Source organism: Variovorax beijingensis, assembly GCF_003951285.1.
Lineage (GTDB): Bacteria > Pseudomonadota > Gammaproteobacteria > Burkholderiales > Burkholderiaceae_C > Variovorax > Variovorax beijingensis.
Window position 1 is genome coordinate 87,736 of record NZ_RXFQ01000008.1, and the last position, 14,196, is coordinate 101,931.

13 protein-coding genes are annotated in these 14,196 nt (G+C 65.9%); 11 read left to right on the plus strand and 2 right to left on the minus strand.

What is annotated here, in order from left to right; all coding sequences use genetic code 11:
* The first annotated feature begins 7 nt into the window (after positions 1–7).
* The 7 genes from EJO66_RS15585 to EJO66_RS15615 all read left to right on the plus strand — a co-directional run bounded on the left by EJO66_RS15585 (position 8) and on the right by EJO66_RS15615 (position 7,819).
* Positions 8–802 carry a TrmH family RNA methyltransferase gene (locus tag EJO66_RS15585; protein ID WP_125965557.1) on the plus strand — a complete coding sequence of 265 codons (795 nt, stop codon included), beginning with the start codon at positions 8–10 and terminating at the stop codon, positions 800–802.
* A 198-nt stretch (positions 803–1,000) separates the two neighbouring features.
* Positions 1,001–2,170: a glutamine-hydrolyzing carbamoyl-phosphate synthase small subunit gene (carA, locus tag EJO66_RS15590; RefSeq protein ID WP_012747723.1), complete on the plus strand. Its 1,170-nt coding sequence runs from the start codon at positions 1,001–1,003 to the stop codon at positions 2,168–2,170.
* Entirely contained in the window at positions 2,163–2,720 is a 558-nt protein-coding gene (locus tag EJO66_RS15595; RefSeq protein WP_124960550.1) for an ORF6N domain-containing protein, read from the plus strand. The genes carA and EJO66_RS15595 overlap by 8 nt, the downstream gene beginning before the upstream one ends.
* Position 2,721: 1 nt before the next feature.
* Positions 2,722–5,970: a carbamoyl-phosphate synthase large subunit gene (gene carB / locus EJO66_RS15600; RefSeq protein WP_124960551.1), complete on the plus strand. Its 3,249-nt coding sequence runs from the start codon at positions 2,722–2,724 to the stop codon at positions 5,968–5,970.
* An 8-nt stretch (positions 5,971–5,978) separates the two neighbouring features.
* Positions 5,979–6,848: a Kdo hydroxylase KdoO gene (locus tag EJO66_RS15605; protein WP_125965558.1), complete on the plus strand. Its 870-nt coding sequence runs from the start codon at positions 5,979–5,981 to the stop codon at positions 6,846–6,848.
* A 64-nt stretch (positions 6,849–6,912) separates the two neighbouring features.
* Positions 6,913–7,389, plus strand: a complete 477-nt coding sequence (gene greA / locus EJO66_RS15610; protein ID WP_012747727.1) for a transcription elongation factor GreA — start codon at positions 6,913–6,915, stop codon at positions 7,387–7,389.
* Between the two features lie 7 nt (positions 7,390–7,396).
* Complete coding sequence (locus EJO66_RS15615) at positions 7,397–7,819, plus strand: DUF4149 domain-containing protein (protein ID WP_124960553.1); 423 nt, start codon at positions 7,397–7,399, stop codon at positions 7,817–7,819.
* Between the two features lie 52 nt (positions 7,820–7,871).
* Here EJO66_RS15615 and EJO66_RS15620 read toward each other — a convergent pair whose 3' ends face one another.
* A complete protein-coding gene (locus EJO66_RS15620) occupies positions 7,872–8,591 on the minus strand; it encodes a glycosyltransferase (RefSeq protein ID WP_164547833.1) in 720 nt (239 codons plus the stop codon).
* Between the two features lie 41 nt (positions 8,592–8,632).
* On the minus strand, positions 8,633–9,112 hold the full coding sequence (locus EJO66_RS15625) for a YhbY family RNA-binding protein (protein ID WP_125965559.1): 480 nt from the start codon (positions 9,110–9,112) through the stop codon (positions 8,633–8,635).
* A 32-nt stretch (positions 9,113–9,144) separates the two neighbouring features.
* Here EJO66_RS15625 and EJO66_RS15630 point away from each other — a divergent pair, with 32 nt between their 5' ends.
* The 4 genes from EJO66_RS15630 to glmM all read left to right on the plus strand — a co-directional run bounded on the left by EJO66_RS15630 (position 9,145) and on the right by glmM (position 14,194).
* Entirely contained in the window at positions 9,145–9,813 is a 669-nt protein-coding gene (locus EJO66_RS15630; RefSeq protein ID WP_124960555.1) for an RlmE family RNA methyltransferase, read from the plus strand.
* Positions 9,814–9,992: 179 nt separating this feature from the next.
* On the plus strand, positions 9,993–11,909 hold the full coding sequence (ftsH, locus tag EJO66_RS15635; protein ID WP_124960556.1) for an ATP-dependent zinc metalloprotease FtsH: 1,917 nt from the start codon (positions 9,993–9,995) through the stop codon (positions 11,907–11,909).
* Positions 11,910–11,969: 60 nt separating this feature from the next.
* Positions 11,970–12,830, plus strand: a complete 861-nt coding sequence (gene folP, locus EJO66_RS15640) for a dihydropteroate synthase (RefSeq protein ID WP_125965560.1) — start codon at positions 11,970–11,972, stop codon at positions 12,828–12,830.
* Between the two features lie 26 nt (positions 12,831–12,856).
* Positions 12,857–14,194, plus strand: a complete 1,338-nt coding sequence (gene glmM, locus EJO66_RS15645; protein WP_125965561.1) for a phosphoglucosamine mutase — start codon at positions 12,857–12,859, stop codon at positions 14,192–14,194.
* Positions 14,195–14,196: the final 2 nt, after the last annotated feature.

Genomic DNA, 14,196 nt, shown 5'->3' on the forward strand with positions numbered 1-14,196 from the left:
GCCGAACATGACCAGCCCCACCGGCGCGAACCACATCAGTTCGCGGGACAACCCGCTGCTCAAGGACCTGCGCAAGCTGGCCCAGGACCCGGGCGCCTACCGCAGGCTCGGCCGTGTCTGGCTCGAAGGCGACCATCTCTGCCAGGCGGCGCTTGCGCGCGGCATCCGGCCTGCGGTCGCCGTTTTCTCGGAGTCCTTCTGGCCGTCGGCACCTGCCGAATGGGTGAGTTCTGCTATCAAAACGGTAGTGATCAACGACGATCTGCTGCGGGCTGTCAGCGGCCTGGAGTCGCCTGCTCCGATGGGATTCGTGCTCGATCTGCCGGCGCGGCCGGAATTGCTTCCCGAGGCGCCCAGCGTGGTGCTCGACCGCCTGCAGGACGCCGGCAACGCTGGCTCCATCCTGCGCAGCGCGGCCGCTTTCGGGTTCAAGCAGGTGATCGCGCTCAAGGGCACGGCGGCCTTGTGGGCGCCGAAGGTGCTGCGCGCCGGCATGGGCGCGCATTTCGGGCTGCGGCTGATCGAAGGCGTGGAAGCCGATGCGCTCGACGAACTGAAGGTGCCGCTGGTGGCCACCAGCTCCCACCGGGGCGACTGGCTGCACCAGGCGAGGCTGCCGCATCCTTGCGCATGGCTGCTGGGGCACGAAGGGCAGGGCGTTTCACCGGCGCTGGAAGCCCGCGCCGGCCATCACATCCGGATCGCGCAGCCGGGCGGCGAGGAGTCGCTGAACGTGGCGGCCGCGGCGGCGATCTGCCTGCATGCGAGCGGCGCGGCGGTGCTTGCCCAGGCGGCTTCCTGATCTTCGAATGCCGCATGGGCATGGGCCGCGAATGTTTTCCGGCCCTGCGGCCCGAGAGGGCGATGCCGCCGGGCTACAATCGGGGGCTTACTCGCAATAGCGTCGCCCGGCCGCCTTTAACGCCAAAATCCCCTTAAGCAGCAGTCCGCAGGCAACGCGCCTGGGGCTCCGGGCGACCGTAACCATCCGGAGAACCCAGTGCTTTTGTCTCTCAAGGGAAGTTTCCCGCCCGCCATCCTGGCGCTCGCAGACGGCACGGTCTTTCAAGGCAATTCGATCGGAGCCGCCGGCTCCACGACCGGCGAGGTGGTGTTCAACACCGCCATGACCGGTTACCAGGAAATCCTCACCGACCCGAGTTACTGCCAGCAGATCGTGACGCTCACGTATCCGCACATCGGCAACTACGGCGTCAACGGGGAAGACATCGAAGCCGACAAGATCCATGCCGCGGGCCTGATCATCAAGGACCTGCCCCTCGTCGCCTCCAACTTCCGCAAGACCGCCACGCTGAGCGAATACCTCGTGGCCGGCAAGACGGTGGCCATCGCGAACATCGACACCCGCAAGCTCACGCGCCACCTGCGCACCCATGGCGCGCAGAACGGCTGCATCCTGGGCCTGGCTGCGGGCGAGGCCGTGACGCAGGCGCTGGTCGACAAGGCCATCGCCGCCGCCAAGGCCGCGCCCAGCATGGCCGGGCTCGACCTCGCCAAGGTGGTGTCGGTCACGCAGACCTACGAATGGACCGAAACCGAATGGAAGCTGGGTGCGGGCTACGGCGTGCAGATCACGCCGAAGTTCCACGTGGTGGCCTTCGACTACGGCGTCAAGAAGAACATCCTGCGCATGATCGCCCAGCGCGGTGCGCGCATCACCGTGGTGCCGGCGCAGACGCCCGCGGCCGACGTGCTCAAGCTCAAGCCCGACGGCATCTTCCTGGCCAACGGCCCGGGCGACCCGGAGCCCTGCGACTACGCCATCAGCGCGGTCAAGGAACTGATCGAGACCGGCATCCCCACCTTCGGCATCTGCCTGGGCCACCAGATCATGGCGCTGGCCTCGGGCGCGAAGACCTTCAAGATGAAGTTCGGCCACCATGGCGCGAACCATCCGGTGAAGGACCTGGACGACGGCCGCGTGAGCATCACCAGCCAGAACCACGGCTTCGCGGTCGACGAGAAGTCGCTGCCCGCCAACCTGCGTGCGACCCACATCAGCCTGTTCGACAACACGCTGCAGGGCCTTGCGCGCACCGACAAGCCGGCGTTCTGCTTCCAGGGCCACCCCGAAGCCTCGCCCGGCCCGCACGACATCGGCTACCTGTTCGACCGCTTCACCGCGCTCATGGAGCAGGCACGTGGCTGATGCACCCGCGGTGCTCGACGTCTCGGTGCTCGCAGCATTGCGCGATGCCGAGGGCAAGATCTATGTGCTGCGCGGCCTGAAGGTCATGCTGGCGCAGGACCTTGCCGCGCTCTACGGCGTCGAGACCCGGGTGCTGTTGCAGGCCATGCGCCGCAACCTCGATCGTTTTCCGGCGGACTTCGCCTTCACTCTCGAGAACCACGACCTCGAGGCTTTGAGATCACAGCTTGTGATCTCAAAACCCGAGAAGCCCGGCTCGGGCGGCGCGCGCTACCGCAGCGTGGCCTTCACCGAGCAGGGCGTGGCCATGTTGTCGAGCGTGCTGCGCAGCGAACGCGCCGTGGCCGTCAACATCGAGATCATGCGGACCTTCGTCAAGCTGCGCAGCATGCTGTCGGAGCATGCCGATCTCAAGCGCAAGCTGAATGCGCTGGAACAGCGATACGACCAGAACTTTCGCGATGTATTCAACGCGATCCATCAATTGATGGATGAGCCGAAGCCGGGCGCCTACAGCGGCCGCGGCATCGGTTTCACCAAGGACAAATAAGATGCCCAAGCGCTCAGACCTCCAATCCATTCTCATCATCGGCGCCGGCCCGATCATCATCGGCCAGGCCTGCGAGTTCGACTACTCCGGCGTGCAGGCTTGCAAGGCACTGCGCGAGGAGGGCTACAAGGTCATCCTGATCAACAGCAACCCCGCCACGATCATGACCGACCCGGCCACGGCCGACGTCACCTATATCGAGCCGATCACCTGGCAGACGGTCGAGAAGATCATCGCCAAGGAGCGCCCCGACGCGATCCTGCCGACCATGGGCGGCCAGACCGCGCTCAACTGCGCGCTCGACCTCTGGCGCAACGGCGTGCTCGACAAGTACACCGGCGCGGCCACCAACAAGCCGGTCGAGCTGATCGGCGCCACGCCCGAAGCCATCGACAAGGCCGAGGACCGCCTGAAGTTCAAGGACGCGATGACCAAGATCGGCCTGGGCTCGGCGCGCTCCGGCATCGCCCACTCGATGGACGAGGCCTGGGCCGTGCAGAAGTCGGTCGGCTTCCCGACGGTGATCCGCCCCAGCTTCACGCTCGGCGGCACCGGCGGCGGCATTGCCTACAACCCGGAAGAGTTCGAGACCATCTGCAAGCGCGGCATCGAAGCCTCGCCCACCAACGAGCTGCTGATCGAAGAATCGCTGCTCGGCTGGAAGGAGTACGAGATGGAAGTCGTGCGCGACAAGGCCGACAACTGCATCATCGTCTGCTCGATCGAAAACCTCGACCCGATGGGCGTGCACACCGGTGACTCGATCACCGTGGCCCCCGCGCAGACGCTGTCCGACAAGGAATACCAGATCCTGCGCAATGCCTCGCTGGCCGTGCTGCGCGAGATCGGCGTCGATACCGGCGGCTCGAACGTGCAGTTCTCGATCAACCCGAAGGACGGCCGCATGGTCGTGATCGAGATGAACCCGCGCGTGTCGCGTTCGTCGGCGCTGGCCTCCAAGGCCACGGGCTTCCCGATCGCCAAGGTCGCGGCCAAGCTGGCCGTGGGCTACACGCTCGACGAGCTGCGCAACGAGATCACCGGCGGTGCCACGCCCGCGTCGTTCGAACCGTCGATCGACTACGTGGTCACCAAGATCCCGCGTTTCGCCTTCGAGAAATTCCCGCAGGCCGACTCGCGCCTCACCACGCAGATGAAGTCGGTGGGCGAGGTGATGGCCATGGGCCGCACCTTCCAGGAGTCGTTCCAGAAGGCGCTGCGCGGCCTCGAAGTGGGCGTGGACGGCCTCAACGAGAAGACGCAGGACCGCGAAGTGCTCGAGAAAGAACTGGGCGAGCCCGGCCCCGAGCGCATCTGGTACGTGGGCGATGCCTTCGCGATGGGCCTGAGCGTCGATGAAGTGTTCGCGCTGACCAAGATCGACCCGTGGTTCCTGGTGCAGATCGAGGAGATCGTGAAGATCGAACTCGAGCTCGAAACCAAGTCGCTGGCCGACATCGACCGCGACACGCTGCTCGCGCTCAAGAAGAAGGGCTTCTCCGACCGCCGCCTCGCCAAGCAGCTCAAGACCACCGATACGGCGGTGCGCGAAAAGCGCCGCGCGCTGGGCGTGCGCCCGGTCTACAAGCGCGTGGACACCTGCGCGGCCGAGTTCGCGACCAACACGGCCTACATGTACTCGACCTACGAGGACGAGTGCGAAGCCGATCCCACCGACAAGAAGAAGATCATGGTGCTCGGCGGCGGCCCCAACCGCATCGGCCAGGGCATCGAGTTCGACTATTGCTGCGTGCATGCCGCGCTCGCGATGCGCGAGGACGGCTACGAGACCATCATGGTCAACTGCAACCCCGAGACCGTGTCGACCGACTACGACACCTCCGACCGCCTGTACTTCGAACCGCTGACGCTTGAAGACGTGCTGGAGATCGTCGACAAGGAAAAGCCGCTCGGCGTGATCGTGCAGTACGGCGGCCAGACGCCGCTCAAGCTCGCGCTCGACCTCGAGGCCAACGGCGTGCCGATCATCGGCACCTCGCCCGACATGATCGACGCGGCCGAAGACCGCGAGCGCTTCCAGAAGCTGCTGCACGAGCTCAAGCTGCTGCAGCCGCCGAATGCCACCGCGCGCACCGAGCCCGAGGCGCTCGAAAAGGCCGCGGCGCTGGGCTACCCGCTGGTGGTACGCCCGAGCTACGTGCTCGGCGGCCGCGCGATGGAGATCGTGCACGAGCAGCGCGACCTCGAGCGCTACATGCGCGAGGCCGTGAAGGTCAGCAACGACTCGCCGGTGCTGCTCGACCGCTTCCTGAACGACGCCGTCGAATGCGACGTCGACTGCCTGCGCGACGCCGAGGGCCAGACCCTGATCGGCGGCGTGATGGAGCATATCGAGCAGGCCGGCGTGCACTCGGGTGACTCCGCCTGCTCGCTGCCGCCTTACAGCCTGAGCGCCGAGACCATTGCTGAGCTGAAGCGCCAGAGCGCCGCCATGGCCGCCGCGCTCAACGTGGTCGGCCTGATGAACGTGCAGTTCGCCATTCAGCAGAAGGACGGCAAGGATGTCATCTACGTGCTCGAAGTGAATCCGCGGGCTTCCCGCACCGTGCCCTACGTGAGCAAGGCCACCGGCATCCAGCTCGCCAAGGTGGCGGCGCGCTGCATGGCCGGCCAGTCGCTCAAGTCGCAGGGCGTGACCAAGGAAGTCACGCCGCCGTACTTCAGCGTGAAGGAAGCCGTGTTCCCGTTCGTCAAGTTCCCGGGCGTGGACACCATCCTCGGCCCCGAGATGAAGTCGACCGGCGAAGTCATGGGCGTGGGCAAGACCTTCGGAGAGGCCTTCGTGAAGTCGCAGCTCGGTGCCGGCACGCACCTGCCGAAGTCGGGCAAGGTCTTCATCTCGGTGAAGAACAACGACAAGGCGCGCGCCGTGGAAGTGGCGCGCGGCCTGGTCAAGCTGGGCTTCGAGATCATCGCGACCAAGGGCACGGCCGCCGCCATCGGCGCCGCGGGCATCGAATGCGCGATGGTGAACAAGGTGACCGAGGGCCGTCCGCACATCGTGGACATGATCAAGAACAACGAGATCGCGCTGGTCATCAACACGGTGGAAGAGCGCCGCAACGCGATCAACGACTCGCGCCAGATCCGTACGTCGGCATTGCTGGCGCGCGTGACCACCTTCACCACGATCTTCGGCGCTGAAGCCGCGGTCGAGGGCATGGGCTTCATGGACGAGCTCGGCGTGATCTCGGTGCAGGAGATGCACGCGCAGCTGGCAGCCGCCTGAGCGTGGCCATGGAAACGCAGCTCGTCGAACTGGGCCTTGCGGACTGGAGCGCGGCCACGCCCAACGAGGCGTGGATCGCGCAGCTGGAAGCGGGCAAGGTGCTGTACTTCCCGCGCCTGGATTTCGAGCTGCTGCCCGAAGAGCGCAGCCTGCTGACGCCCAGCCTGTTGTCGCCCGATGTGCGCAATATCAGCCTCGATGCCAACGGCAAGCTCAAGGGCGTGGCCGGCGACGAGGCGGTGCAGCGCGCCGCCGCCGCGATGGTGGGGCGCTTTCGCGCGCGGGCGCAGCAGCTGATCCACGGCCTGTTGCCGCACTACACGCCGGCCCTGCGCCTGGCGCCGACCAGCTACAGGCCGGCAAAGGTCGAAACGCGCGTGCAGTCGTGGCGCGCCGACGACCGGCGACTGCATGTCGACGCCTTCCCGTCGCGGCCCAATTACGGCGAGCGCATCCTGCGCGTCTTCACCAACGTCAATCCCGAAGGCGCACCGCGCGTGTGGCGGGTAGGCGAGCCTTTCGAGGATATCGCCAGGCGCTTCCTGCCACGTGCCAAGCCTTATGTGCGCTGGCAGGCCAAGCTGCTGCAGGCGCTGCATGTGACCAAGTCGTTTCGCAGCGAGTACGACCACCTGATGCTTCAGCTGCACGACGGCATGAAGTCGGACATGGCCTACCAGGAAAACTCGCCGCAGGAGAAGGCCGAGTTCCCGCCGGGGTCGGTGTGGGTGTGCTTTTCCGACCAGACCTCGCACGCCGTCATGGCGGGCCAGTACATGCTCGAGCAGACCCTTCATCTGCCCGCGTCGAAGCAATACAATCCGGATTCGAGCCCGCTCGCCATCCTGAGCCGGCTGACCGGGCGCACACTCGTCTGATCCTGTCCCCCAATCGACCGCCGAACGGCAGCGTTCGGCGGTTTCGCTTTATGGAGAACCAAACATGGCCACCATTCCAATTACCAAGCGCGGTGCCGAGAAGCTGCGCGCCGAGCTGCATCAGCTCAAGACCGTGGACCGCCCCTGGGTCATCAATGCGATCTCCGAAGCCCGCGCGCAGGGCGACCTGAGCGAGAACGCCGAATACGAAGTCGCCAAGGACCGCCAGGGCTTCATCGAGGGCCGCATCCAGGAAGTCGAGGGCAAGCTTTCGGCCGCCCAGATCATCGACCCGGCCGAGCTCGACGCCGGCGGCAAGGTGGTGTTCGGCTCCACGGTGGAGCTCGAGGAAGAAGAATCGGGCGAGGCCGTCAAATACCAGATCGTCGGCGAGGACGAAGCCGACCTGAAGCTGGGCCTGATCAACATCTCCAGCCCGATTGCGCGCGCGCTCATCGGCAAGGAAGAGGGCGACACCGCCGAGGTGCAGGCACCGGGCGGCCTCAAGCGCTACGAGATCGTGGCCGTGCGCTACATCTGACGGCAGGATGAAAGACCGCCTCGCGCTGCTGCTGGCCGCCTTCTGGTGGGGCAGCCTCACGACGATCGGCTTCCTGGTCGTGCCGATGCTCTTCGCGAGGCTCGGCAATCCCGCGGTGGCCGGAAATTTTGCGGGCCAGCTGTTCGAGGCGCAGAGCTGGATCGCCGTTGGCTGCGGCCTGCTCCTTTTGGTTCACTTCAGGACGAAGATGGACCAGCGCATCGACAGCGCCTCGATGGGCGCCATCTTCCTCATCCTGGGTGCGCTGCTGCTGGCGCTGCTGCAGCAATATGCCGTGGCGCCGCGCATTCTCGCGCGCGACAACCTCAAGCTGTGGCACGCCGTGGGAAGCGGTATGTACGTGGTTCAGTGGCTCTGTGCCGGTGCGCTGCTGTGGCGCATGGGCGGCCGGACGCCTGCTGCGGCCTGAACGTCGACCGCGGCAGGGCGGTCTATGCCGTCCGTCCCTGCCGCCATCCCATTCATTCCTTCCAGAACCTGGCGATCCAGTTCGCAGGCCGGATGTAGCGGAAAGCCCGGTTGCGGCGGCCCGCCAGTGCGTCGGGCGGATTGCATTCGCCATGGAACACCATGATGCGCGCGCCCTCGGGCACGAAAGGCTCTTCCCAATAGTTGGTCGGCCACATCGGGATGCCGTGGTACTTGAAGCTCGGGCACCAGGCCTCGGGCCAGTAGGAGAGCCTGCCCTGCTTGTGCAGCACGTCGGACAGATAGGCCTGCTCGTTGCGGTACTCGGCCTGGACCTTGTCCATGTTGGCGCGGAAATACGCCAGCACATCGGCATGGGCGCCGAGTTCGAAGCGGTAGACCGATGAATTCCCGGTGATCCGCTCGCGCCGCCAGGGGCGCGCGTAGTCGTGAATGATCAGGAATTCGCCGGGCTGCTCGAAGAAGGCGTCGAGGCTGCCGACAACGACCACGTCCACATCCAGGAACAGGGCGGTGCCGCGCAGGCCGTGCAAGTCCTTCTCGAAGGTGGTGAGCTTCTTCCACGCGCCGTCGCGTTGGCCGGGCGCCAGCTGCAGGTTGAGCGGCGGGATCGGAAGGCACATCACTTCGGGGCGGATGCCGGTGCCGTCGTCCGTCAGGCACACGAACTTGAAGTCGCCGCTGAGATTGCGGCGCACCATCGCGTAGAGGCGGTTGACGTATTCGGGGCCGTATTTCGTGCCCCACTTCATGCAGAGAATGTGGCGCTGTGCGCCTTGCGCTGGCGCCAAGTTCAGTCTGCCTGGTTGCGTTTCTTGGCCGAGAGCGGCCGTTTCGCCTTGGCGCGCTTGATGGTGCCGCCGGGGGTGAGCCGCTGGTTGCCGAGCACGCGCAGGGTCTTGATTTCGGGCCGCTGGCCGCCGCGCTTGCTGTACTTCAGCACCTTGATGTCGCGCGGGCCGGGCATGCGGTCTTCATCGACCACGCGCTCTTTCTCGGGCTTGGGGCGCCACAGCACCAGCAGCTTGCCGATGTGCTGGATGGGGGCGGCGCCGAGCTCGTCGGCGAGCTCTCGCAGCATGGCATCGCGGGCCAGGCGGTCGTCGGAGAAGACGCGGATCTTGATCAGGCCATGGGCCTTGAGCGCCGCGTCGGCTTCCTTCTTCACGGCAGGGGTGAGCCCGTCTCCACCGACCATGACGATCGGATCCAGGTGGTGAGCTTCGGCGCGGTGCACCTTGCGCTCGGCAGGGGTAAGTTGAATGGCGGGCATCCCCGTATTATCGACGCGTTACAAAGACCTCCATGAGCACCAAAGCCAAAAGCAAAAAAGTCAACAAGGCGTGGCTGCACGACCACATCAACGACCCGTACGTGAAACTGGCCACGCGCGAGGGATACCGCGCACGCGCCGCCTACAAACTCAAGGAAATCGACGAATCGCTCGGCCTGGTCAGGCCGGGCCAGCTGGTGGTCGACCTGGGTTCCACGCCGGGGGCCTGGAGCCAGTATCTGCGGCGGCGCATGTCGCCCGAGGGCGCAGCGGCCGGCGAGCTGAACGGCACCATCATCGCGCTGGACATCCTGCCGATGGAGCCGATCGAGGGCGTGACCTTCCTGCAGGGGGATTTCCGCGAGGCACAGCTGCTGGAACAGGTGCTGGGCGTACTGGCCGGCCGGAAGGCCGACCTGGTGGTTTCCGACATGGCACCCAACCTGTCGGGCATCCATTCGGCCGATGCGGCCCGCGTGGCGCACCTGATCGAGCTTGCCATCGACTTTGCCCAGCACCACCTGAAGCCCGAGGGGGCCCTGGTGGCCAAGCTCTTCCATGGCAGCGGCTATGACGAGCTGGTGAAGCTGTTCAAGGCGAACTTCCGCACCGTGAAGCCCTTCAAACCCAAGGCGTCGCGCGACAAATCGTCGGAAACCTTCCTTGTCGGCATGGGTCTGAAGGTTCAGGAAACGCTTTGATACCTTGACGCGGGGGCCCGCAAAGCGTGCTCATGGGGCGCAAACCCTTGTCCGGCTATGGCTGCTTTAGGGAAATGCCCGCTTTTCGCAGCTTGAAAAGCCTAAAATGGGGCGCAATTGCGTATCCATAGCGCGTTCTTTTTCACAATCTTGTCACGCGCTTTCGACTGGAGCTTCGTTTGAACAATCAGTGGTTTTCCAAAGTTGCCGTATGGCTCGTCATTGCCATGGTGTTGTTCACTGTGTTCAAGCAGTTCGACACCCGCGGCGGCGTCGGCTCGGGGACGGTGAGTTATTCGGAGTTCCTGGATCAGGTCCGAAACAACCAGATCAAGAGCGCCGTCATTCCTGAAGGTGCCGGCGGCGGAGAGATCGTGGCCGTCACCAATGAGGATCGCAAGATCCGCACGACCGCCACCGTGCTCGACCGCGGCCTGGTGGGCGACCTGATCGACCACAACGTCAAGTTCGACGTCAAGCCGCGCGAAGAGGGCTCGCTCCTCATGACGCTGCTGGTGAGCTGGGGGCCGATGCTGCTCCTGATCGGCGTCTGGATCTATTTCATGCGGCAGATGCAGGGCGGCGGCAAGGGCGGGGCGTTCAGCTTCGGCAAGAGCAAGGCCCGCATGATGGACGAGAACAACAACACGGTTACTTTCGCCGACGTCGCGGGCTGCGACGAGGCCAAGGAAGAAGTCCGCGAGGTGGTCGATTTCCTGAAGGACCCGCAGCGCTTCCAGAAGCTCGGCGGCCGCATTCCGCGCGGCCTGCTGCTGGTCGGCCCTCCGGGTACCGGCAAGACCTTGCTGGCCAAGTCGATCGCCGGCGAAGCCAAGGTGCCGTTCTTCTCGATCTCGGGTTCGGACTTCGTCGAAATGTTCGTCGGCGTGGGCGCGGCCCGCGTGCGCGACATGTTCGAGAACGCCAAGAAGAACGCGCCCTGCATCATCTTCATCGACGAAATCGATGCGGTGGGCCGCCAGCGCGGCGCCGGCCTGGGTGGTGGCAACGACGAGCGCGAACAGACCCTGAACCAGATGCTGGTCGAGATGGACGGCTTCGAAACCAATCTGGGCGTGATCGTGGTGGCAGCCACCAACCGACCCGACATCCTGGACGCCGCGCTGCTGCGCCCCGGCCGCTTCGACCGCCAGGTGTATGTGACGCTGCCCGACATTCGCGGCCGCGAGCAGATCCTGGGCGTTCACATGCGCAAGGTGCCGCTCGGCCAGGACGTGAATCCGAGCGTCATCGCGCGCGGCACGCCCGGCATGTCCGGCGCCGACCTGGCCAACCTCTGCAACGAAGCCGCCCTGATGGCCGCACGCCGCAATGCGCGCGTGGTCGAGATGCAGGACTTCGAGAAGGCCAAGGACAAGATCTTCATGGGCCCCGAGCGCAAGAGCATGGTCATGCCCGAGGAAGAGCGCCGCAACACGGCCTACCACGAGTCCGGCCACGCGCTCATCGGCAAGCTGCTGCCCAAGTGCGACCCGGTCCACAAGGTCACCATCATCCCGCGCGGCCGCGCCCTGGGCGTGACCATGAGCCTGCCTGCGCAGGACCGCTACAGCTATGACCGCGAGTACATGCTGAACCAGATCAGCATGCTGTTCGGTGGCCGCATCGCCGAAGAAGTGTTCATGCACCAGATGACCACCGGCGCCAGCAACGACTTCGAGCGCGCGACCTCCATCGCCCGCGACATGGTCACGCGCTACGGCATGACCGACGCGCTGGGCCCGATGGTCTACGCCGAGAACGAAGGCGAAGTGTTCCTCGGCCGCTCGGTCACCAAGACCACCAACATGAGCGAGCAGACCATGGAAAAGGTCGATGCCGAAGTGCGCCGCATCATCGACGAGCAGTACGCCCTGGCGCGCCGCCTCATCGAGGAAAACAGCGACAAGATGCACGCCATGGCCAAGGCCTTGCTCGAATGGGAAACCATCGACACCGAGCAGCTCGACGACATCATGGCCGGCCGCGCACCGCGCCCGCCCAAGGACTGGACGCCGCGCATTCCGCCGTCGGGCAGTGGTGGCAGCGGCGGCACGCCGGCAGTCAATCCGGATCCGGCACCCACAGTTGCCTGAAGTGAATCCGGTGTTCAACACTAACGGGGCCGTGGGCCCCGTTTTCGATGAAGGTGCCGCATGACGATGGCTCCCGCAGCGATCTGGCAGGCCGGCCGTTTTGCAATCGATCTCGCGCAGCCGCGCGTGATGGGCATCGTCAACGTCACCCCCGATTCCTTCTCCGACGGCGGGGCGCATGCCTCCACCGAGGCCGCGCTGCGGCATTGCGAGCAGTTGCTGAAGGAGGGCGCCGACATCCTCGACATCGGCGGCGAATCGACCCGCCCCGGCAGCCCGGCCGTGCCGCTCGATGCCGAACTGGCGCGCGTGCTGCCGGTGGTCCGGGAAGCCGTCAAGTTCAACGTGCCGCTGTCCATCGACACGTACAAACCGGAAGTCATGCGCGCGGTGCTCGAACTGGGCGCCGACATCGTCAACGACGTCTGGGCGCTGCGGCAGCCCGGCGCGCGCGAGGCGGTGGCGGCGCATCCTTCGTGCGGCGTCTGCCTGATGCACATGCATCGGGATCCACAGACCATGCAGGCGTCGCCCATGCAGGGCGACGTGGTGCCCCAGGTGCTGTCGTTCTGGGCCGGGCAGGTGGCCCGGTTGCAGGCGCTGAAGGTCGATCCGTCGCGGATCACGCTGGACCCGGGCATCGGATTCGGCAAGACCGTGGCGCAGAATTTTGCGCTGCTGGCGCGCCAGCGCGAACTGCTCGAGGCCGGCTATCCGCTGCTGCTGGGCTGGTCGCGCAAGTCATCGATCGGCACGGTCAGCGGCATTCCAGCGGCCGCCGAGCGCCTGGTGCCCAGCGTGACGGCGGCGGTGCTCGCCGTGGATCGGGGGGCGGCCATCGTGCGGGTGCACGACGTGCGCGACACTGTGGCGGCCGTCGCAGTGTGGCGCGCCATGAAGGCCGAAGAGACGCATCCATAACAAAACCTGACAACAAGAACGAATCCATGACCCGCAAATACTTTGGCACCGACGGCATCCGCGGCACGGTCGGCCAGTCGCCCATCACACCCGATTTCGTGCTGCGCCTCGCACATGCCGTGGGCCGCGTGCTCAAGAAGAGCGAGGCGCGCCCCACGGTACTGATCGGCAAGGACACGCGCATCTCGGGCTACATGCTCGAATCCGCATTGGAGTCGGGTTTCAACTCCGCCGGGGTCGACGTGGTGCTGCTGGGGCCGCTGCCCACACCCGGCGTCGCCTACCTGACCCGCGCCCAGCGCGCGAGCCTGGGCGTGGTGATCAGCGCCAGCCACAACGCCTATCCGGACAACGGCATCAAGTTCTTCAGCGCGCAGGGAACCAAGCTCGACGATGCATGGGAGCTTGCGGTGGAGGCCGCGCTCGAGGAGGCCCCCGTGTGGGTCGACTCCGCCAATCTCGGCAAGGCACGCCGTCTCAACGATGCGCCGGGCCGCTATATCGAGTTCTGCAAGAGCACCTTCGCCAACGACCTGACGCTGCGCGGCATGAAGCTCGTGGTCGATGCGGCGCATGGCGCGGCCTACCAGGTGGCGCCGAACGTGTTCCACGAACTGGGCGCTGAGGTCAACAGCATCGGCTGTGCACCCGATGGCCTCAACATCAACAAGGGCTTCGGCGCGACCCATCCGGCCGCGCTGGTCGAGGCCGTCACCGCGCAGAAGGCCGACTACGGCATCGCGCTCGACGGCGACGCCGACCGCCTGCAACTGGTCGATTCCAGCGGGCGGCTGTTCAATGGCGACGAACTGCTCTATCTCATGGTGGCCGAACGCATCGCGCGCGGCGACAAGCCGGCGGGTGTGGTCGGCACGCTCATGACCAACAAGGCGATCGAGGTGGCGCTGCGCGGGCAGGGCATCGAACTCGTGCGTGCCAAGGTGGGCGACCGCTATGTGCTCGAGGAACTCGAAAAACGCGGCTGGCTCCTGGGCGGCGAGGGCTCGGGCCACCTGCTGGCGCTCGACCGCCACACCACCGGGGACGGCATCGTGAGCGCGCTGCAGGTACTGCAGGCCTGCGTGCGCAGCGGCAAGACGGTGGCGCAGCTGCTCGCGGAGATCACGCTGTTTCCGCAGGTGCTGATCAATGTCCGCCTGACGCCGGGACAGGACTGGGCGAACAACGATGCGCTGGCCGGCGAGACGCGGCGCATCGAAACCGAGCTCGGCGACAGCGGCCGCGTGCTGATCCGCGCGAGCGGCACCGAACCGCTGGTGCGCGTGATGGTCGAGGCCCGCGATGCGAAGCAGGCGCAGTCTTGCGCGCAGCGGCTTGCCGCAACCCTGGAACCCGCGCGGTGACG

Coding starts and splice junctions, on each gene's coding strand:
- EJO66_RS15585 (WP_125965557.1), top strand. CDS start 8: ATGACCAGCCCCACCGGCGCGAACCACATCAGTTCGCGGGACAACCCG.
- folP (WP_125965560.1), top strand. CDS start 11,970: ATGACGATGGCTCCCGCAGCGATCTGGCAGGCCGGCCGTTTTGCAATC.
- carB (WP_124960551.1), top strand. CDS start 2,722: ATGCCCAAGCGCTCAGACCTCCAATCCATTCTCATCATCGGCGCCGGC.
- EJO66_RS15620 (WP_164547833.1), bottom strand. CDS start 8,591: ATGAAGTGGGGCACGAAATACGGCCCCGAATACGTCAACCGCCTCTAC.
- EJO66_RS15615 (WP_124960553.1), top strand. CDS start 7,397: ATGAAAGACCGCCTCGCGCTGCTGCTGGCCGCCTTCTGGTGGGGCAGC.
- glmM (WP_125965561.1), top strand. CDS start 12,857: ATGACCCGCAAATACTTTGGCACCGACGGCATCCGCGGCACGGTCGGC.
- EJO66_RS15625 (WP_125965559.1), bottom strand. CDS start 9,112: ATGCCCGCCATTCAACTTACCCCTGCCGAGCGCAAGGTGCACCGCGCC.
- EJO66_RS15630 (WP_124960555.1), top strand. CDS start 9,145: ATGAGCACCAAAGCCAAAAGCAAAAAAGTCAACAAGGCGTGGCTGCAC.
- EJO66_RS15605 (WP_125965558.1), top strand. CDS start 5,979: ATGGAAACGCAGCTCGTCGAACTGGGCCTTGCGGACTGGAGCGCGGCC.
- greA (WP_012747727.1), top strand. CDS start 6,913: ATGGCCACCATTCCAATTACCAAGCGCGGTGCCGAGAAGCTGCGCGCC.